Consider the following 19,028-nt stretch of genomic DNA (forward strand, 5'->3'; position numbering starts at 1 on the left):
CTACGAGCGCAAGGCCGAACACTTCCTCGCCTTCGTCGGCATCGCCGCAGCCCTCATCTGCCACCGCCGCCTCACCAAATGAAACGATGTCTTAGCCGGTACCGCCCGGCGAGCAGTGCCTGTGTCATGGCTCCCCCTCGAAGCAAGCAACGGCGCATGACAGAGCGCCGTACCAAATAGCGTCGCACTGACGAGAATTCTCGTCAGTGCGACGCTATCGCGGGGTGCGGGCGCCTGCACAGCCCGGTCGGCAGCCGATGGCGGTCAGCGCACCACCTCGTCGGCCAGAAGGTCCATCAGAAGGCCGTCGTGCCAACTGCCGTCCAGGCCACGCTCGTAGCGCCGCATGACGCCGACCGGACGAAAGCCGACCTTGGCGTAGCAGCGGATCGCCGCGGCGTTGTCGGCCGCCGGGTCGATGATCAGGCGGTGATGGCCTTGGACGTCGATGAGATGGCAGGCCAGAGTCCGTACGGCGTCGGTGCCCAGGCCTCTGCCGTGCACCCCGGGATCGAGGAAGAGGTCGATGCCGGCATGCCGGTAGTCCGGCTCCTCCTCGGCGTGCCACTGGATCATGCCGATGATCCGCCGGTCGTGGTCCACCGTCAGGCATCGGGTGTCCGGGTCCTGGAGATCGGCCGCGAGGTCCGCCTCGAGATCGTCCCCGCCCCGCCATCGCGCCCGTACTTCCGGGGTGGCCCGGATGGTGGCCAAGGCGGGGATGTCCTCCGGGACGGTGGGCCGGAGGACGACGGAAGCGCCACGCAGCACGGTCATGTCCCACGACCCTAGTGCGACCGGCCGCACGTTGCTCGATTCCCCGATGTCGGTGGCCCCTGGCGGGATGCCGGCCATGGGAGCGAGGGACGACAGCGACGAGGCGTACGTCGTCGGGCTGTGTGATCGGATTCTCGGTGAATCGGCCCTGACGCAACACCGGTTCGACTGGCTGCTGGGAGATCCCGGCGCCGGTGGCCGACGGTCCCGGCTGCCCGTCGACGCATACTGGCCGGGCCACCAATTGGTGCTCGAATACAGGGAGTTGTAGCACGACCGGCCGGTGCCGCACTTCGACAAGCCGGACCGGCTCACCGTCAGCGGTGTCCACCGGGGCGAGCAGCGGGCTCTGTACGACGCCCGCCGCGAGACCGAGATCCCGGGCCATGGCCTGCGGCTGGCCGTGGTCCGTCCCGCGGACCTGGAAGCGGACGGACGCGGGCGGCTGTGCCGCGACGAGGAGTCCGACCTGGCCGCGCTGCGGAAGATCCTGGCCAGGGCGAGCGACGAGGACCGGGTCCTCGACGCCTTCCGGACCTGGCTATTGGCCGAGGGCTGGACACCCGTCGAACCCACGGACCGCTGGACCGACCTCGAAGCGGTACGCGGCGAGGAACGGCTGATCTGCGAGGCCAAGGGCCGCACCAGCGAGAAGGGGATCGACGCCGACATCGCCTACGGCCAACTTCTGCGCCGCATGACGAGCCAGGACGCCCGAATTCGGTACGCGCTCGTCGTGCCGTCCTCGTCGGTGAAGGCCGTCGAGCGCGTACCCCGCCACGTCCGCGACGTGCTGCGGATCGAGGTGTACGAGGTGTCGGACGACAACGAGGTACGTCGGCTGCCGGGGTGACGGACCCGGCGCCCGCGCCGTGCATCCTGAGCGGTGTCAGCGCTCCAGTGCCTTGAGGGACAGCGACACCCGCTCCCGCACCAAGTCCACGTCAAGGACGACGGCCGAGATCCGCTGACCGACACGGACGACCTCGGTGGGGTGATCGACGTGGTGCCGGGACAGTTCCGGAATGTTGATCATCGCGATGAAGCCCCCGATGTCCACGAAGGTCACACCGAAGTCGGCGATCTTCGTGACGGTGCCGGAGCAGATCTCGCCAGGGCGGAGCCTCTTCAGGAACGCCCAGTCGCGGTCGCTCGGCGTCGGATCCGTCCTCCACCGGGCACGCAGGACGCCGTCGCTGTCGGGCAGAACCGCGGTGAACAGCGGGTGCCGTTCGTCGACGGACAGAGAAAGGGCCACGGCGGCCCGGGCACCGGCAACCAGTGCGGTCAGCTCCAAGTGCTCGGATTCGTCGGCGATGACGCTGGAGATCAACCCGTCTTCGTCCTCCCAGACGAGCTCCACCGTTTCGTCCTCCGGCAGGGTGGCGAGGACGGCGTCGACGTCGCTGAACAACTCCGGCCAGACGGCCAGTTGGGCACGAGGGGTGAGTCGGGCGCGTACCGCGTCGAGGGTGTCCTCGGTAAGACGGTGCCAGCGGCATGCGCCGTGGATGTATCCCTCCTCCAGGATCGCCGCCTCCCGCAGGGCGAGGGACCAGCGCAGTCGGGCCCAGAAGATTTCGTCGGCGGGCCGTTGTACGCCCGGTTCATCGAGATCCGCGGCGTACGGAGAGATCTCGAGCCGCTCCGGGAAGAGTCCGAGCGCCCGGGTGCGGACGAGAGCGTCCTCGCAGGGATCCTCGCTGGTGACATAGACGTGCTGATCCCATCCGACGTGCACGACGAACCTGCCCTCGACCTCGAGAGAGCACCAGGCGCCACTGTCCCGGAGCATGCCCCGGACCAGCTCGAGGCCAACGGCCGGCGATACTTCCGCGCCATCGTGGAACCCGCTGAGGTCGGGAGGGAAGAGCCCGGCAAGGCCGTGGCCGTCGACGGTCGGCTCCCTCCCGAAGTGCGCGAGGCCGACGACCCCGGGCTCACGGATGTGCAGACGGTCCACCCCGGTGTCCTCGGCGAACGCGGCAACCGCCTGAAGGTAGGCCGCCTCGACCGGCCCATGGTCGCTGATCGTGTCCTCGGCGCCGATATAGCCGCCGCGCTCGTCGCGGTCGGCAGGGTCGTACTTGGTGATGCGGTAGGCGTAAGGCGGCACAATGCTCCCGTGGTCGCTCACGAAGCCGCCCGACTGCCGATCGACTTCGTAGCAGGAGCGTAGTGCGACCCGGCACGCTCCCCGGCGACGGGATCCAGCAGGACGCTGTCTAGGCTTCACCCATGCCGACCAGCGAAGTCGAGTCGTACGAGGCCGTCAGGCGACTGGCTGCCGGAGTCGCTCTGGACCAGGTACTCGATGTGACGGATCCGGACTCCTGGATCGATCTCGACTTCGCGGTCCGTGAACTGGCCTGGCAACTGCCGGAGCTGTTCCACTCGAACGCGTCGCCGTCCGGGCGGCGGATGAACTGGGGTCCGGACAGGTCTTTGCTCACCTTCATTTGGCCCCGGAAGCCAGGTGACGCCGAACTCGCCATCGCTCTCTGCCACCCCGACGGCCGGATCCGCGAGGCCGCGCTGAACCATGCCGAGGAGCGGCCCGCCCTGCTGGCGCTGGTCGTCATCCGCTGCGCGGACTGGGTGGGACCGGTACGCGAACGCGCTCGCGTGCTCGTGGCCGGGACACCCCCGCACCTGCTGGCCGCGCACACCGCGCTGATCCTGCGGGTCGGCCGCCGTTCCCGGGGTGACTTCGCTCAGGACCTTCTGACCGGCGCGCTGCGCGCGGGCTTGGCCGCACGAACCGAGGCGCTGCTCGACAGCGGCGACCGGGACACGGCACGCCTCGCGCACCGCGTCGCCGTCGAGCGACGGTTGCTCCCCGCGGCGCGGCTCGCTCGGACCGCCGCCCGCCACCGCGACGTCGTAGTGCAGTCCCTGTGCGCCGAAGCGGCCGTGGCCACCCTCGGTGAAGGCACCTCAGACGCGTTCACCGAGGTCGTGGTGCCGCTGCTCGGGTCCCGGCAGCCCCAGGTCAGGTCGGCGGGGGTGACCGCGCTACGCCGCACCGGGCGGCACCCCGACGCCGAGCCGTATCTCACCGACCGGTCCGCCATGGTGCGGGCGTGCGCCCGATGGGTGCTGAGGCAAGGCGGCACCGACCCGGCACCGCTGTACCGCGCAATGTGTGCCGACCCCGCGGCCAGGCCCGCCGCCGCGGTGGGCCTGGGCGAGTGCGGGGTTCGCGAGGACGCGGACCTGGTCCGGACACTGCTCGCGCACCCGGCCCCCGCCGTGCGTGCCTCCGCCGTGGCAGGACTTCGCGCGCTCGACGCGGTGCGCGTCGACGACGTACAGCCGCTCCTGGACGACCCGTCGGCCGGAGTGGTCCGGCAGGCGACCGCGGCTCTGCGGCCGTGGGCCGACCGCGTACCGCGCGAGCTGCTGCGCGCACTGTCGGCCGAGGACCGTCCGCGCCACCAGCGGATCGCGGCGATCAGGCTGTTGCGGGCGTCCGGCGCGTACGCCCAAGGCTGACGTCCGCTCTGAGCTGATGCGCCGGACACCAGGGCCTGAGTGGAGTGGGAGGGCCGTAGAAGTTGTTCAACTGCGCGTTGACCCGGTCCAGTCGGGCCTGCCGTTGAGTGAGACGCAGACCGTTGGCATACGTCGCCGGGTAACCGAGGAACGCCAGCCCGACAGTGAAGATCATGGTGAGCATGGGAGGTGATGGCAGGCGTTCTCCCGAGTGCGGATCTCCGACGCAGCGGGCCAACGCACCCCAAGGGTCGGCTGACCCGGTCGTCGTCGTCACCATCAACTGCCGTGCGGGAAAGCCTTGTTGGCCACGTTGACAGGAACGCGCCAAGTGGATTCACTGCCTTGAAGAAGGTACGGACCAGGCTCAACTGCCGCCCGTACGGCTCGCCGCAGGGCCGTCGGCCTCGGTCGCGCCCGCCGCCCGGCATCCTCCATCGTGAAATCGAGGCGAGTTCCGGTGACCTTGCGCAGCGCCGACATCGTTGTCGGACCACGGTTCCTCAGTTTCCTCTTCGCGGCCGTTCTCGCGTGTGCGGTACTCCTCCCGGCCGCGTCGCCCGCGGCCGCCGCCACCCAGGTGTGCGTACTGGCCTGCGACACGCTGGACCCGTCGCTGGCGCGACAGGAGAGCTTTCCGGTACCGAACAAGAGCCTCAACGGCCGCCGCCTCGAACTGCACGTCTCCGACGCGGACGACATGGCGTGGGCCAGCATCGACGGCGGCGTGACCGGCGACTCCGTGTGGCTCGACCGTTCCTGGGACGGCGGTGCCACCTGGGACGGACTGCTCGGCAAGGCGGCCGTACCGGGTACCTGGACCGGCACCAGGACGCTGATGTACAACATCACCGATCCCCGCAACCACCGACGCGGACTGGTCCGGGCCTGCGGCGACGCCGCCGCCGTCGGTTGCACCGACTGGGCCTATCCCGCCGTCTGCGACACGCTCTGCGACCGCACCGACCCGGGCCAGGCGGCCGGCGACGACCAGCCCGTGCCGTCCACCACCCTCTACGGCCGTACCATCCGCCTGCACGTCGACCAGAGGAACTCCATGGCCTGGGCGAGCATCGAATCCGGTGCCGGCGGCGACGAGATCTGGCTCGACCGTTCCTGGAACGGCGGCTCGACCTGGCCGGACGGCTCCTCCCTCGGCCGCACCGCCGTCCCGCAGGGCGCCGCCGGCACCCGTACGACGATGTACGCCACCCGCGATCCGCGCGGCCTCCTCTACGGCGGCGCGGTCCGCGCGTGCGGCCGCGAGGCCGGCCACCAGGACGGAAGCTGCACCGCGTGGGTAAGGCCCGCGCCGGCCCGGGCGCGCGCCGCGGCGGACGTGCTCATGTCCTCGTACGATCCCTACAACGGCTGGTGGCCCAGCAGTTGGTGGAACTCCGCCGCCACGCTCACCTCACTCGTCGACTTCGCCAGGACGACGGGCACGCACGACTACGACTGGGCCGTCGCGCGCACCTTCGATCAGAACAAGGGCACCTTCGCGGCCGGCGTGCGCAGTTCGGACGCGATCGAGGGGCACTTCATCAGCCGATCCATCGACGACTCGGGCTGGTGGGCCATCGCCTGGATCGACGCGTACGACTACACGGGCAACTCCCGCTATCTCGACGAGGCCGTGACCATCGCCGGCTACGTCCAGCAGTACTGGGACACCGGCACCTGCGGAGGCGGCGTGTGGTGGGACCGGGAACGTACCTACAAGAACGCCGTCACGAACGGCCAGTACCTCTGGCTGGCCACCGCGCTGCACCAGCGCATCCCGGGTGACACGGTATGGCTTCAGCGGGCAAGGACCGCCGCCGCCTGGTACAGGTCGAGCGGGATGATCAACTCCTCCGGCCTGGTGAACGACGGGCTGACCTCCGCCTGCGCCAACAACGGCGGCACCGTGTGGAGTTACAACCAGGGGTTGGCCATCGGCGCCTTCACCGAGCTGTGGAAGTCGACCGGGGACAGTTCGCTGCTGGCCACGGCGCGGGCTCTGGCCGACGCCGCCATGAGCAGCCCGACGCTCACCCGGGACGGAGTGCTCACCGAGTCCTGCGACGTCGGCCCGGCGTCCTGCGACGACAACCAGAAGCAGTTCAAGGGCATCTTCCTGCGAAACTTCGCCGACCTCGCGAAGGCCACCGGTTCCGGCACCTACCAGAGCTACGTCCAGAAGCAGGAGGACACGCTGTGGGCGCGGGACCGCACCTCCCTCAACGCCCTCGGCGAACGCTGGGCCGGCACCCTCCCCAACCAGACCGACTGGCGCACCCAGGCCAGCGCGCTCGGAGCACTCACGGCCGCCGCGGGCTGACACGCGTCCGAGGAGCCGCCGCGCCCGGAGCGCGGGCCTGCGGTGATCCACCGACCGGCCCGGCTTCACCCGATGCCGGGGCCGGCAGTGTCACCACTGGACCAGATCCATCGACTTACGAGCCAGCCAGTCCGTGAACGACACGGGGCGGCCGTCCAGGTTCAGAGGAAGGATCCGGTCGCAGGTGGCCCGGCCGTCGAACCACAGTGAGCCGCGGTGCGGACCGGTGACGACGAGCAGGGTCGAGAAGCCACAGCCGTTGTCCTGGATGAAGACGGCGCCGGATGTCTTCCGCTCCTGGAACACCTCGTACTCGGCGTCCCACTGCTCCCAGGCCGCCTGGTAGGCATCGTGATCAGGGAAGTCCTGGGCACGCGGCTCGCGTTCGTCCAGCCCATCCTCGTAGGCACGACAGGAGTCGGGATGCGGGAAGTCGGAGGTGAGCAGGGCGTAGTTGGTGCTCGAGTCCCCGTGCCAGCCCCATCCCGCGGCGGATCGGCAGAGGCGGTTCACGGCGCCGCCGACGTTCTGCCGGAGCAGATACGCGCGGTACTGGTCCGGGAACGTGACGCCCAACTCCGCCTCCGCGGCACGGATCTCCGCTTCGGACAGAGGTGGCGGAGCGGCGGCCGGCCCCGCGGATGGAGAGCTGAGCTCGTCGAAGCGCCTTCCACGAGCGATGCGTCGGGCTTCCACGGTCCAATCTGTCGTCATGCCGTGGCGCCCTCGTACCGCGGGCGACCGGTGGTGGTGCGGTACGTCTGGATCGTCAGCCCCTTCTGGGCGGACTGCGGATCGAGGCGGCGCGCGTCGGCTTCGATTCCGGTTCCCTCGTCGATCCGCCGATGTCCCTGGGGCACTCCGTCGACGGAGACGGTCGTGACGGTCGTCAACGCCATGGTCGCCGTACCCTTCGCGCTCGGGTCGCCGATCGGTATGACGCCGACGCAGACATCTGGTGCTCGTGGCGGCTGCGTCGACCGTCCCTCCGTCATGCCGGATCCGTCGGAGCCGGGACGGTCACCGGATCCGGGGAGAGGAACTTGGCCGACTTGGCGGCCAGATGCCGGGCGAGGTACTCCGCGGCGTCGTCCGGGCGCATGCGGGCGAGGGCGACCAGGGCCGTGATGGCCACATCCGCGACTTCGGCGTGAGCGTCCTCCCACGGCGTGGTCGCTTTGCGGGGGTTGGTGCCGCGGGCTCCGATGACGGCTTGGGACGCCTCTCCGGTCTCCTCGGCGATCTTGAGCACTTGCAGGCTCCACTGCTCCGCCTGGTCCAGGCCGAGCGCGGTGTCGTGTTCCTCGAAGCGGCGGGCGAGTTGCTCGATGGTGTCCCAGACGGTGCCGTCCACGGCGGGGTGTCTCCTTCAGGGGGCGCGGGCTTCAGGCGGGACCGGTCGGCCGCCACGTCCGCGATGATCCCAGCATCCGGCCGGCAGCCCGTACGAACAGTGCCCGAAAGCCGTCCTCCGGCCGGCGTCAGCCGATCTGTTCGGCCAGGGCGACGATGATGCCCGCGGGGCCGCGGAGGTAGCAGAGCCGGAAGATGTTCTCGTACTCCGCCACCTCGCCCAGGAGTTCGGCGCCGTGGGCGCCCAGTCGGGCGATGGTGTCGTCGATGTCGTCGACGGCGAACATGACGCGATGCAGGCCCAGCGTGTTGGGCGGAGGGTTCCGGGGCTCGGCCTCGGATACCGCGGGGTTGTGGTACTTGGTCAGCTCCAGCTTGCTGTGGCCGTCCGGGGTCCGCATGACCGCGATGTCGCTCCGGACGCCGTCGAGTCCGACGGTGAGGTCCGCGAAGAGGCCTTCGATCTGCGCCTCGCCCTCCAGCTCCAGGCCGAGCTCGGTGAAGAAGGCGACAGCCGCGACCAGATCGTCGACGACGATGGCGACGTTGTCCATCCGCTGAACAGTCATGTCTCTGAGCCTAACGACTCGATGTGGGGCAGCACGGCGTCGACCCGCCTGCACTCGGAGTCGTGCGAGCCGGTCCGCGCCGCCGTTTCGGGCACGGACCGGCTCCTTCCGGCAGGGGCGCCCGCCGTGTGTCAGGGCGTGGAGAAGGGCGGATCGTCCTGAGCGCACTTCGTCCCCGGGCGCGGAAGGGTGCCGTTGTTGACTTCCTCCCCCGCCTAGAGGCGGGGGATTCCGGCGGTCGCCCGCTGGGTTTCCTGTTTCAGCGACGACTGCCCCGTCCGGGAGGACTCCCGTTGAGGTCTCATACCGTCTCCACAGGCAGATGCCGCCAGCCCGGCGGCCAGAATGTTGCGTGCCGCGTTCACGTCGCGGTCATGCAGGGCGCCGCAGTCGCATGTCCACTCGCGGACGTTGAGCGGCATCTTCGCGGCGATCGTTTTGCAGGCCCCGCACAGCCTGCTGCTGGGGAACCAACGGTCGATCACGACGAGGTCGCGCCCGTACCAGGCGCACTTGTACTCCAGCATCATGCGCAGGTCCGTCCAGGCCGCATCCGAGATGGCGCGCGCGAGCCTGCCGTTCTTCAGCAGGTTGCGGACGGAGAGGTCCTCGATCACGACCGTTTGATTCTCGCGGACGAGACGAGTCGACAGCTTGTGCAAAAAGTCGCGGCGCCGGTCGGCAAGCCGTGCGTGAACGTGGCCGACGTTGCGGCGGGCCTTGGCCCGGTTCGCCGAGCCCCTGGCCTTGCGGGCGAGTTCACGCTGTGCACGGGCCAACCGGGCACGATCACGGCGCTCGTGCCCCGGATTGGCGATCTTCTCACCGGTGGACAGGGTCACCAGAGAGGCGATCCCGGCGTCGATGCCGACCGCCGCCGCGGTGGCCGGGACCGGGAGGGGGGTGTCCTCGACGAGCAGGGACACGAACCAGCGCCCCGCAGCGTCACGCGACACGGTCACCGTGGTCGGCTCCACCCCAGCAGGCAGCGGCCGCGACCAGCGCACATCCAGCGGTGCGGTCATCTTCGCCAAGGTCAGCCGTCCACCGCGCCACGTGAAGGCGGACCGGGTGTACTCCGCCGACGCCCTCGACTTCTTCCGCGACTTGAACCGCGGGTACCTGGCCCGCTCGGCGAAAAAGTTCCCAAAAGCCGTCTGAAGATGCCGCAACGCCTGCTGCAACGGCACCGAGGAAACCTCCGCCAGGAAGGCAAGATCCTCACTCTTCTTCCACCGCGTCAACGCGGCGGACGACTGCGCGTAAGACACACGACGCTGCTCGCCGTACCAGGCCCGGGTCCGCTCCTCCAACGCCTTGTTGTACACGAGACGGACACAGCCGAACGTACGCGACAGCTCGGCCGCCTGCTCCTCCGCCGGATAGAAGCGGTACCTGAAAGCCCGCTTGACCCGCTGCGTCATATCTCACACGGTATCAAATCCCTTGAAAGCAACGACTGTCCGCCGGTGGGCGGTGCACACCGGTCCGCCCTGCCGACGAACCGGCTTCCCCGGCCCTGCTCCGCAGAAGCTTCGTTTCCTCCCCGGCCTGAAAGCCGGGGTATCCACGAAGGAGAAACCCGATGAAATAGCGGCTCGCGTGGGCGTTGATGCAACTGCTGGGGTTGAGCAGCGCGGTGTGCCCGTAACCGGTGTTGGTGAGCAGACGGGCGTCGGCCAGTTCCTTGGCCATGGCCTGGGCGTCCTGGTAGGGCGTGGAGGGGTCGTAGGCGGTGCCGACGACCAGGATCGGGTTGGCGGTGGGCTTGTTCCACGGACCGGTGTAGCGGTTCGCGGCTGTCGCCGGCCACGTGGCACACGGCTCGGCGGCCCATGTCCAGAAGCGCCCGGCGTCGCCCGTCCGGGCCGCACTCGCCTCTTCGATCGGGTGGTAGACCCTTGGGTCACGTGGGTTCGGGCTGTCTCCGTAGAACACGGCCCCGGCCTGCTCCTCGCCCGTGTACGGGATCGGGTAGGGGAGGGACGACGTGTCCTGGGCGGCGGCGGGCTGCGGCTCTCTGCCCCGCCACAGATCCTGGAGATTCACGCCGAGTCGGGTCCATCCGGGGTGGACGATGTAGAGGCTGTTGATCGCGTCCGCCACCGTCCTGGCGTACGTCCAGGTGCCTACCGGATGCTTCCGCAGGCGTGCCGTCACCTGGTCGAACTTCTTCCGGGTGGCCTGCGGGCTGCCCGCGGAGAACGCGCACTGGGCCGGGTGGGATCCGCACAGCTTGAGGAACTGATCCAGTGTGGCCGCGGCGCTGCGGTCGGAGCCCATGCGCAGGAACGTCGGCAGTCGGGCGTCGTCGTTCGCACGGTTCGTCCACGCCGTCGGGGCGATGTTGCTGTCGAGGGTCATGGCGCGGACCCGCGAGGGGAAGAGGTTCGCGTAGGTGGCGCCGAGGATGGTGCCGTAGGAGATGCCGCAGTAGGTGAGTCTCGGGTCGCCCACGGCCCGGCGAAGCTGGTCGAGGTCGCGGGCGGTGTCCTCGGTCGACACGTGGCGCAGCAACTCGGGGTCGCGCTCATCGCAGAGGCGTCCCAGTTTCCTGTAGGCGGAGATCCACGCCTGGCGTTCCTGCCGGCCGACCGGGAAGCCGGCCGGCTTGCTCGCGTTCCAGGCTTCGGCCTCCTCGGGACTCGTGAAGCAGTTCACCGCTGTGCTGTTGCCGATTCCACGAGGGTCCCAGCTCACGATGTCGAACCGTTCCCGGACCTTCTTCGGGAAGGAGCCGTAGTCCTGCGGCATCTGGACCGTTCCCGGACCGCCCGGTCCGCCCGGGTTGAAGAACAGGGTCCCGATCCGCCGGCCGGGGCCGGTCGCCTTCCGCTTCACCACCGCGAGTCTGATGCTGCGTCCGCGCGGCTTGGAGTAGTCCAGCGGGACACGTGCCGTCGCGCAGTCGTACGCGCTGTTCCCGGCGCAGGCTCGCCAGTCCAGTCTCAGCGTCGCCACGGAGGGAGCCGCGTCGCCTTCCGCGGCGGCACTGGGTTGTCCGGCCAGTGCCGCCGCGGAAGGCCGCCAGCGCGGCGACCGCCGCGGCCCCTCCGCGACGGCTCCCGCTGCGTACGGATCGGTGCATGCCTCGTCCTTTCACGGCCGGCGCCCGATGCCGCCCCATGCGGGCCTCGGCACGCCTCCGTGAAAACGTCACCGAGATCCGCGGGGGCCGCGAGACGACGGCAGCCGAATGGCGCAGCCACCGATCGGCTCCGGTGCTGTGACCCACCCCTCGCGATCGTCGGCTTGGCGTCTCTCGCTTCGCTGGTCCTGTACATGCCCGGAATTGTGGCCTCCGTCATGGCGCATCCGATCTTGGTCTGATGAGATCGCCGGATGCTCGGTTTCCTCATCCGTCTCCTGCCGTTCTGGGTCCGCGAACCCCTGCTCATCGTGGTCGGCTCCGTTTTCGGCGTACGCATCATGTATCTCGCCGTCACCGATCGCGATCGGGTCGCGGCCGTTATCGGCGTCGCGTTCCTCGCGTTCACCGCGGTACGTGTCCACGAGGTGGTCCGGGCCCTGCGCGCTCGCCGGCACCCCAGTCCGGGGGCCTCCGCGGGTGAGGCGACGGTCGATGCCGCCGCACACGGTCAGGCACAGCCCCAGGCCGCGCTGTCCCACGCCCCGGCCCAGCACCAGCCCCTGCCTCAGGCCCTGGCCGGAACCGGTCCGCGTCCCGGCGCGGGCACTCCGAAGAAGGACCACAACGCATGGGGCCAGGCCGTCGGCGCCGTGGCCCTCTTCGGGGTGGTCGGAGCGGTCCTCTGGCTGGGCCCAGACTTCATGCCGTCCGACGCGGTCAACGCCACGCCGCCCGCCTCGTGTTCGGACGAGACCCACGAGGAACCGCCGAAGGCCTACAAGCAGAAGCCCCGGCCCGTGACCGGTGAAGAGCTGTGCAACGCGGTCCTCGGGCCGGACCTGGCCAAGCTCCTTGGAACGCCCGGTGAGAAGGCGACCTCCGCTTCCGGCAGCGACAACACCGCGCCTCTGACCGATGGGAAGGTCGCCCGGCCGGAGGCCCAGGTCGCGTTCGACACGTACACCGTGAACGTCTCGGCCACTTACAACGACCTGTCGATCGACCAGTACGTGAAGCTGATGAAGTACGGGGAGGAGAGCGACGTCAAGACGCTCAAGGTTCACGGCCGGTCCGCGGTCTTCTCCACGGATCACACCATGAAGATCGAGATCAATCTCGGAGGGAGTGGAGGATCCGGCGGACCGGTCGGACAAGGTCCCCTGGAGAGGACGCTGTCCGTGGCCCTGGACCGTGGTGACCGAGGCGGCTACTGCGAGATCACCGTGTGGAGCGAGTCCGGTGCCCTCCCCAACGACACCGCTCTCCTCGACATCGCCGACAAGGTCCTTCCGAAGATCCCCGAACGACCTGGCCGATGAGACGCCGGCAGTACGGCTGAGCCACGGATGTGCGCACCAGGCCGGGCGACACGGTCCGGTCCTGGTGTCACACCAGCCCTCTACGATCCCCCGTCATGACCGATGACACGTTCGACTACTCCCGACCCGGTCCGCTCACGCTCCTCGCCTCCGGCCAACTCGGGCTCCTCGAGGGCCTGCCGGACGACCCGGTTGGACTGTGCGCCGTGGTTCAGAACCTGGTCATCCAGCCGACCGATGCCGCCGCTCTCGGTGTTCCCCAGGAACGGCTCGCGGAGAAGAACATCCGGACGGTGAGCGAACTGGTCGCCACGTTGACCGCGCTGGACCCCACCCCCCTTCACGTTGCCCGGACACCGGAGGCGAGGGTGGTGGGGACGTGCCGCCACTTCGCCACCATCGCCTGCGCGATCCTGCGGGCGCGGAACATCCCTTCCAGGGCCAGGTGCGGCTTCGGCATGTGCTTCCAGGAGGGACACGGACTCGACCACTGGATCACCGAGTACTGGAACGCCGACGAACGGCGCTGGGTGCGCGTCGACACCGAACATCTGGGCCACGGTTTCGTCGAGCGCCCGGACGACCTCGCGCCGAGCGAGTTCCTCACGGGCGGCGAAGCGTGGATACGGCACCGTGAGGGCCTGATCGATCCACAGCGGTTCGGGGTGTTCGGCACCGATCACGCCTGGGGGCCTGCCGAGATCAGCGGCAACGCGGTCCGCGACCTCGCGGCCCTGCGCAAGCTGGAAATGCTGCCCTGGGACGAGTGGGGCCGGAATGACCGAGGCCTACGAGGGCAAGACGGGCCCCGCATACGACCGGCTCATCGACAAGGTCGCCGCAGCGTGTGTCGCCGGAGATCCAGCCACCCTGACCGGTCTGTTCGCCAACGAGGAACTCACGGTTCCACAGCACATGATCAACTGATCCGCTACGGCTACGGCTACGGCACCGACGGCGGCCGCGTCAGGCGGGTCCCCTCAACTCACGTCCGGTGACCATCTCGGATTCGATCCTGACGAACACCGCGCTCCGCAGCGGCATCCAGGAGGTCGGGCCGACCTGCGCCAGCCGTTCGTGCTCCGCGCGGTCGGTCACCACGGTGGCACGGCCGGTGACGACCACACTCCACCCGGACCGGGTCTCGGCGTCGAACTCGTCCGCCTCGAAGGCGACCACCACACCGTCGATCGCGCGAACGAGGTCCGAGTCCGACGAGGTGCGCAACAGAACGGAGTCGTCCGTGTCCAGACAGAAGTTGACCGGGAGGACCGCGGGCAGGGCCTGCCGGGTGTACACCACGCGGCCGACCGGGACCTTCGCCAGGAGGCGGAGGCACTCCTGCCGGTCGAGTTCGTGAAACGTGTCTTCCTGGGACATCCAGCCATCGTCCCTCCCCGCACCGGGACCGAATAGGGCCGGTCGGCCCTACCGAGGGGGAGCCGAAGGGCCCGCCCTGCGCCGGACGGCCCGGCACCCCGCTCCGGGTCGCGTCAGCCGGGCTCGCCCACCGGCCCGGGCTCGCCCACCCGCAGGGGAACGGGAGCGCGCAGGGGAGCGGCCACCTGCCCAGGCTCAGCCACCTGCCCAGGCTCAGCCACCGGCAGGGGCTCGCGCACCATGAACACGTCCACCGGGTCCTCCGCCTCGACGGTGAACCCGTACCGCTCGTACAGCCGCCGGGCCGCACTACCCCGCAGTACGTTCAACCGGACCCGGGCACCGGCGCGGTCGCACCACTCCAGCAGCTCGCTCAGCACGCCCGAGCCGATACCGCGCCCCTGAAGGTGCGATGCCAGGTAGAAGTGCTCGAACCACCGGGCGTCCTCCGCCGGCCGCAGGGCCACGCACCCGGCGAACGCTCCATCGACCTCGATCACCCAGGTGTGCGCCGGGTCGAACGCGTCCCGCAGCCGCCGGCGCACGCGCTGCGGGTCATAGCGCCCGAGCCGCTCCAGATCCGGCCGCATCACCACCGCACGCAACTCGACCACCGCCTCGACGTCTCGAAGCGACGCCGGACGAAGATCCCAGTCAGCCACGAAGATCACACTATCGCGCGGGACGGATCAGAGACCTGCGGCCTTCCGTTCGTCCTCCGTCAGCGGAGGGCTGTCAAGCAGTGGCTTCTTCCGGCCCAGGAAGACACGAAAGAGCATGTCGGGCGCGAGGAGCCGGGCCGGGGGCCGCTCCATGCTCATGACGTCCAGGAGTACCCGCAAGGCGTGCGGGTTGCGCGCCCCGGCATCCACGGCGCGGTCGATGAACGTGGCGGCGGCCCGTTCCAGGCTGCTCGGCGCCTCGTCCGTGGCACCCGGGTAGAGGGCGTCCTGGCCCACGGCGAGATCCCAGGCATGCCCCACGGGGCGTGCCGCGCGACGCTGGATGAGCCTGGCCGTCTCCGGGGAACCGATGCCATGCCTCGCGAGCACCTTCCTGAGCTCCAGGACGCTCTGCGCGGCAGCCGTCAGGCCGTGTCCGTACACGGGGTTGTATCCGGCGATGGCGTCCCCCAGAACGGCGAAGCCGGACGGCCACCCGGGCAACTTCTCGAAGTAGCGCCGTTTGTTGGCCGTGCTGCGGGTGGTGACGACGTCGGTGAGCGGCTCCGCCTTGGCGAGGAGGTCTCCGATGACGGGATGGGGGAGGGAGTGGGCGAAGGGCACGAACTCGGCGTTGTCGCGGCCGGGCCGGCCTCCCCTGCTGCCGGAGAGGGTGACGAGCCACCGGCCCTCCTCGATGGGGAGGATGATGCCGCCCCGGCCCGGTGGCCGCGTGGGGTCCGCCTGCACGTTGACGATGGGGAAGTCCTCGCCCGTGGAGGCGGGGGCCCGGTAGATCCGGCTGGCATAGCCGACACCGGCGTCGACGACCTTTTCCTGGACCGGCGGCAGGCCGAGGTCGGTCAGCCAGACCGGTGCCCGGCTCGCGCGTCCGGTGGCGTCTATGACCAGGTCGGCCGAGAGGGTCTGAGCTCCCTCGGTGTCGCGTACGCGTACCCCGGTCACGCGGTCGGCGTCGCCTTCGAGGGCGAGGAGTTCGGTCCGCTCGCGCACGGTCACACCGGGCCGCTCGACGACTTCGGCGCGGATCGTCGAGTCGAGCAGGTCGCGGCTGCACACGAGGTTGACGTGGTGGGCGTTCTCGAACCGCCTGAACCACTGCCCGGAGGGCGCCTTGCTGACCATGCCCGACATGATCGGCACGCGGCGGGCGCCGCACGCGACGAGCTGATCCGTGATGCCGGGCAGCAGGTCCTCCAGAGCCCGCACCCCACCCGACCACAGCAGGTGCGCATGGCGGGCCTGAGGCAGTCCCCTGCGGGGGGCGGGCAGGCGGGGCAGGACGTCGGACTCGATGACCGTGACGTCCGCGTGGCCGGAGAGTACGGCCGCCGCGAGCATGCCGGTCATACCTCCTCCGATCACGAGAGCGGCAGGCCGACGACCGGACGATCTCTCGGGCATTGGCGGAAGCACCCTTTCTGGCGGCCGTCCGGCCGTGACGGCCCCTGAAAGGCAGTTGCTGCCAGGAGCACCGGAGTTCGAACTGCGGGGGGACAACGTACCTTCACGACCATGGCGGTTGGGATCGCTCCTGGCGTACGTCCCGCAGCGCCGCGCGCCGACGGGCCGCCGCGACGATGGGCGAGGTCTCGATGGCCCGGGCGAGCCTGACCCTGGTGTGAGCTCGCTCCACGGTTTCGAGCAGACTCACCTCGGGCGTGCGGTACGTGCTGTGGCGACCCGTCACATGGACGCGGGCGGCGGCCAGCATGGCGGCGTCCCCCACCACCCTCGCGTCCTCCAGCACCGTCTGTCGCGCGGGGCCGGACTCCGCCGGTGCGGCCGACTGACGAAGTGCCTCGGCGTAGGCGGCGTCACGGATCTCCATGTCCAGGAAGGGCCCGCAGGCCAGGACGCCGTCCAGGATCGTGATCTCCTGCTGGGTCAGCCGCACCACGGGCGAGGTCCACCAGCGGAACTCCGCCGTCGCCGAACCACGCAGCTCGCGCAGTTCCGCCCAGAGCGGCTTCTGGAGCCGGTAGCGGTTCCAGGCGCGCGCGTTGTCCGCAAGAGGGGGGCCGAGGCGCGGCAGCGCGAAGCCGGTGGCGACCAGGACGCCGGCGAGCGCGACCAGCGGCGGCGACACGTCGGTGCTGAGATAGTCCCAGTCACGGCCGGTCCAACGGGCCCCCAGGGAGGTGTACTTCACCGCCTGGTAGGACAGGTCGAAGCAACTGCCGATGACGATCAGGGTCAGGCCCGTGTGGGTCATTCCGGTGACCATCCGGAGCCAGCCGAGACACATGCCCGTCAGGATGACGGTGGCGAGCGTGTGAAACGCGAGGTACAGCAGGATCATTTCGCGCATGTACGGGGTGTCGGCGTAGTAGGTGTCCAGGTCCCGTGTCCGCTCGACGGGCGCGTCGGCCAGTCCGAAGAGCACGACGATCCCGACGATCACCGACGCGTAGAGGGCCACGACCAGGAGCATCCGCCGCCTGAGCTCCGGGAGGGGCCCGCCCCGCCACGCGATCATCAGGACGAGATAGGAGGCGCTCAGCGCGGACATGCCGCAGTACACCAGCGGTCCTGAGAAGTTGGCTATCCCGGTGAACGCGTTGACCGCGGTGATCGTCGGGGGAGCGGAGAACAGGCAGACGGCGGAGCCGATCAGCAGGATCGCGCTGCTGGGCATGATCACGGGGTCGCGCCATGTCCCCCTCAGCGAGGGGACTTTGATCGCGACGGCCATCAGCAGGATGGCGCCGGGGACGTAGAACACCAAGCCGCTGCCGTTCATCGTTCACCGCCCTTCCGGGTAAGGCCCAGGTGCGGGCTCACGGCGGCCTGGTCGAGCCCCGTGCCCGGCGCGGCGGATGAACTCATGTAGGTGATTTCTCGCCATCCTCGACGTGTTGGGCGGCAGGCCGGGACGACACCGCCGAATCCGTGCGGACCGCGGCCACGACGGGTGAGCTGCGCAGGGCGCGGGACACCCCCACGAGAGCGGCACGCGCGGTCGGGACGGCCGAGTCCCCGGGAACGCGCGGTGCACGGGTGCGGCCCTGGCGCGTGGCCTGCGAGGCCGCGCGGATCATCGCCGCCTGACCGATGAGGGCGGCTTCCGGGCCGGTACCGCCGGCGGCCTCGGCCGCCGACTGCGCGCGTGCGCGGACGTCGTCGTCGAGCTGCGGACGTACGAGACTCAGCCCGTCCTGGATGCCTGCCTCGCGTCGGGTCAGGTGGACCTGGGGCGAGGCGTACCAGCGGATGGGCGCGGCCAGGGACGTACCGGGGCTGGCGCCGCCGAGTTCGTCCCACAGCGGCCCGAGCCGCACGTAGGCGACAAGCGTCCGTCCGGTGGTGACCGCCCAGGGCCCCACCAGGGGCAGCAGGAATCCGACGATGGCGAACGGGGCGGCCATGGCCGAGACGAGGGGAGAGAAGGTGGTGCTGAGCACGTCCCAGTCCCGGCCGGTCCTGTGAGCGGCCACCGCGGCCAGCTTGAGGCTGCTGAAGGAGAGATTCAGCAGCCAGCCCACGCACAGGATCCACAGGCCGGCACGCAGCCAGCCGTGGACCTGGAGAGCCCAGCGCCAGCACATCATGGTGGTGACGAGGGCGGCGGTCATGTGTGCCAGCAGGTACAGCATGATCATCTCGCCGATGTACGGCGCTGACGCGTAGTACGTGTCGAAGTCGGTTCGACGTTCCACGGGAGCGTCACCCAGCCCGAACAGAACGACCAGGGCGGCGACGACCAGTGTGTATCCGAGGAGCCAGCAGCGCGAGACCCGCCGTACGTGCTCGGGCGAGCCGCCGCGCCAGTGGACGATCAGCAGCAGGCAGGAGGCGCTGAACCCGCTGATGATGATGTACACGAGCAGACTGGAGGCGTTCGGGACCCCGCTGATGTCGTTCACGGCGGCGATCGTGGGGGGCGCCGCGAAGAGGAATCCCGCGCCTCCCACGGCGATGACGACGCAGACCGACCGGACGAGCGGGTCACGCCAGGCCCTCCGTAGATCCGGAAGCTTCACGGCGAAGCAGATCCACAGAGCGGCGGCGGGTACGTAGTAGTCGAAGGAGTCCACG

General features: G+C 69.8%; 19 protein-coding genes. 6 read left to right on the forward strand and 13 right to left on the reverse strand.

Annotation, left to right across the window (positions count from 1 at the left end):
* Positions 1-264: 264 nt before the first annotated feature.
* Entirely contained in the window at positions 265-777 is a 513-nt protein-coding gene (locus ACWEBX_RS28565; protein WP_451887669.1) for a GNAT family N-acetyltransferase, read from the reverse strand.
* A gap of 76 nt (positions 778-853) precedes the next feature.
* Between ACWEBX_RS28565 and ACWEBX_RS28570 the strand changes: the two genes are divergently transcribed.
* Entirely contained in the window at positions 854-1,048 is a 195-nt protein-coding gene (locus tag ACWEBX_RS28570; RefSeq protein ID WP_451887670.1) for a hypothetical protein, read from the forward strand.
* A 12-nt stretch (positions 1,049-1,060) separates the two neighbouring features.
* Positions 1,061-1,630: a hypothetical protein gene (locus tag ACWEBX_RS28575; protein WP_451887671.1), complete on the forward strand. Its 570-nt coding sequence runs from the start codon at positions 1,061-1,063 to the stop codon at positions 1,628-1,630.
* A gap of 36 nt (positions 1,631-1,666) precedes the next feature.
* Here ACWEBX_RS28575 and ACWEBX_RS28580 read toward each other — a convergent pair whose 3' ends face one another.
* The gene (locus ACWEBX_RS28580) at positions 1,667-2,914 is read right to left on the reverse strand and encodes a S1 RNA-binding domain-containing protein (protein WP_451887672.1); all 1,248 of its coding nucleotides are present in this window, start codon (positions 2,912-2,914) and stop codon (positions 1,667-1,669) included.
* Between the two features lie 101 nt (positions 2,915-3,015).
* Here ACWEBX_RS28580 and ACWEBX_RS28585 point away from each other — a divergent pair, with 101 nt between their 5' ends.
* Positions 3,016-4,272: a HEAT repeat domain-containing protein gene (locus tag ACWEBX_RS28585; RefSeq protein ID WP_451887673.1), complete on the forward strand. Its 1,257-nt coding sequence runs from the start codon at positions 3,016-3,018 to the stop codon at positions 4,270-4,272.
* 700 nt (positions 4,273-4,972) lie between these two features.
* The gene (locus tag ACWEBX_RS28590; protein WP_451887695.1) at positions 4,973-6,595 is read left to right on the forward strand and encodes a glycoside hydrolase family 76 protein; all 1,623 of its coding nucleotides are present in this window, start codon (positions 4,973-4,975) and stop codon (positions 6,593-6,595) included.
* A 90-nt stretch (positions 6,596-6,685) separates the two neighbouring features.
* On the opposite strand, the gene ACWEBX_RS28595 is transcribed toward ACWEBX_RS28590, so the two are convergent.
* The 6 genes from ACWEBX_RS28595 to ACWEBX_RS28620 form a co-directional block, all read right to left on the reverse strand.
* Positions 6,686-7,276: an SMI1/KNR4 family protein gene (locus ACWEBX_RS28595; RefSeq protein ID WP_451887696.1), complete on the reverse strand. Its 591-nt coding sequence runs from the start codon at positions 7,274-7,276 to the stop codon at positions 6,686-6,688.
* Positions 7,277-7,305: 29 nt separating this feature from the next.
* Positions 7,306-7,590 carry a hypothetical protein gene (locus ACWEBX_RS28600; RefSeq protein ID WP_451887674.1) on the reverse strand — a complete coding sequence of 95 codons (285 nt, stop codon included), beginning with the start codon at positions 7,588-7,590 and terminating at the stop codon, positions 7,306-7,308.
* Positions 7,587-7,949 (reverse strand): MazG-like family protein, encoded by a 363-nt coding sequence (locus tag ACWEBX_RS28605; protein WP_451887675.1) that lies wholly within the window; start codon positions 7,947-7,949, stop codon positions 7,587-7,589. Before ACWEBX_RS28605 ends, ACWEBX_RS28600 begins: the two co-directional genes overlap by 4 nt.
* Positions 7,950-8,076: 127 nt before the next feature.
* A complete protein-coding gene (locus tag ACWEBX_RS28610) occupies positions 8,077-8,517 on the reverse strand; it encodes a VOC family protein (protein ID WP_451887676.1) in 441 nt (146 codons plus the stop codon).
* A gap of 215 nt (positions 8,518-8,732) precedes the next feature.
* Positions 8,733-9,941, reverse strand: a complete 1,209-nt coding sequence (locus ACWEBX_RS28615; RefSeq protein ID WP_451887677.1) for an RNA-guided endonuclease InsQ/TnpB family protein — start codon at positions 9,939-9,941, stop codon at positions 8,733-8,735.
* A gap of 13 nt (positions 9,942-9,954) precedes the next feature.
* The gene (locus ACWEBX_RS28620; protein ID WP_451887678.1) at positions 9,955-11,478 is read right to left on the reverse strand and encodes an alpha/beta hydrolase; all 1,524 of its coding nucleotides are present in this window, start codon (positions 11,476-11,478) and stop codon (positions 9,955-9,957) included.
* A 381-nt stretch (positions 11,479-11,859) separates the two neighbouring features.
* On the opposite strand from ACWEBX_RS28620, the gene ACWEBX_RS28625 reads away from it, so the two are divergent.
* A complete protein-coding gene (locus ACWEBX_RS28625; RefSeq protein WP_451887679.1) occupies positions 11,860-12,927 on the forward strand; it encodes a DUF6215 domain-containing protein in 1,068 nt (355 codons plus the stop codon).
* A gap of 95 nt (positions 12,928-13,022) precedes the next feature.
* Positions 13,023-13,925 carry a transglutaminase-like domain-containing protein gene (locus ACWEBX_RS28630; RefSeq protein WP_451887680.1) on the forward strand — a complete coding sequence of 301 codons (903 nt, stop codon included), beginning with the start codon at positions 13,023-13,025 and terminating at the stop codon, positions 13,923-13,925.
* Here ACWEBX_RS28630 and ACWEBX_RS28635 read toward each other — a convergent pair.
* The 5 genes from ACWEBX_RS28635 to ACWEBX_RS28655 form a co-directional block, all read right to left on the reverse strand.
* Entirely contained in the window at positions 13,894-14,307 is a 414-nt protein-coding gene (locus tag ACWEBX_RS28635) for a pyridoxamine 5'-phosphate oxidase family protein (RefSeq protein ID WP_451887681.1), read from the reverse strand. The two genes, ACWEBX_RS28630 and ACWEBX_RS28635, sit on opposite strands and share 32 nt — an antisense overlap.
* Before the next feature lie 113 nt (positions 14,308-14,420).
* Positions 14,421-14,969, reverse strand: coding sequence for an N-acetyltransferase family protein (locus tag ACWEBX_RS28640; protein ID WP_451887682.1), 549 nt, complete (start codon positions 14,967-14,969; stop codon positions 14,421-14,423).
* Between the two features lie 27 nt (positions 14,970-14,996).
* Complete coding sequence (locus ACWEBX_RS28645) at positions 14,997-16,394, reverse strand: FAD-dependent oxidoreductase (protein ID WP_451887683.1); 1,398 nt, start codon at positions 16,392-16,394, stop codon at positions 14,997-14,999.
* Between the two features lie 103 nt (positions 16,395-16,497).
* Positions 16,498-17,733, reverse strand: coding sequence for an MAB_1171c family putative transporter (locus tag ACWEBX_RS28650; protein WP_451887684.1), 1,236 nt, complete (start codon positions 17,731-17,733; stop codon positions 16,498-16,500).
* An 82-nt stretch (positions 17,734-17,815) separates the two neighbouring features.
* A complete protein-coding gene (locus tag ACWEBX_RS28655) occupies positions 17,816-19,027 on the reverse strand; it encodes an MAB_1171c family putative transporter (protein WP_451887685.1) in 1,212 nt (403 codons plus the stop codon).
* Between the last annotated feature and the right edge of the window lies 1 nt (position 19,028).

The organism is Streptomyces sp. NPDC005070, assembly GCF_053600395.1.

Coding starts and splice junctions, on each gene's coding strand:
- ACWEBX_RS28565 (WP_451887669.1), bottom strand. CDS start 777: ATGACCGTGCTGCGTGGCGCTTCCGTCGTCCTCCGGCCCACCGTCCCG.
- ACWEBX_RS28570 (WP_451887670.1), top strand. CDS start 854: ATGGGAGCGAGGGACGACAGCGACGAGGCGTACGTCGTCGGGCTGTGT.
- ACWEBX_RS28585 (WP_451887673.1), top strand. CDS start 3,016: ATGCCGACCAGCGAAGTCGAGTCGTACGAGGCCGTCAGGCGACTGGCT.
- ACWEBX_RS28590 (WP_451887695.1), top strand. CDS start 4,973: ATGGCGTGGGCCAGCATCGACGGCGGCGTGACCGGCGACTCCGTGTGG.
- ACWEBX_RS28600 (WP_451887674.1), bottom strand. CDS start 7,590: ATGACGGAGGGACGGTCGACGCAGCCGCCACGAGCACCAGATGTCTGC.
- ACWEBX_RS28610 (WP_451887676.1), bottom strand. CDS start 8,517: ATGACTGTTCAGCGGATGGACAACGTCGCCATCGTCGTCGACGATCTG.
- ACWEBX_RS28615 (WP_451887677.1), bottom strand. CDS start 9,941: ATGACGCAGCGGGTCAAGCGGGCTTTCAGGTACCGCTTCTATCCGGCG.
- ACWEBX_RS28625 (WP_451887679.1), top strand. CDS start 11,860: ATGCTCGGTTTCCTCATCCGTCTCCTGCCGTTCTGGGTCCGCGAACCC.
- ACWEBX_RS28630 (WP_451887680.1), top strand. CDS start 13,023: ATGACCGATGACACGTTCGACTACTCCCGACCCGGTCCGCTCACGCTC.
- ACWEBX_RS28635 (WP_451887681.1), bottom strand. CDS start 14,307: ATGTCCCAGGAAGACACGTTTCACGAACTCGACCGGCAGGAGTGCCTC.
- ACWEBX_RS28645 (WP_451887683.1), bottom strand. CDS start 16,394: ATGCCCGAGAGATCGTCCGGTCGTCGGCCTGCCGCTCTCGTGATCGGA.
- ACWEBX_RS28650 (WP_451887684.1), bottom strand. CDS start 17,733: ATGAACGGCAGCGGCTTGGTGTTCTACGTCCCCGGCGCCATCCTGCTG.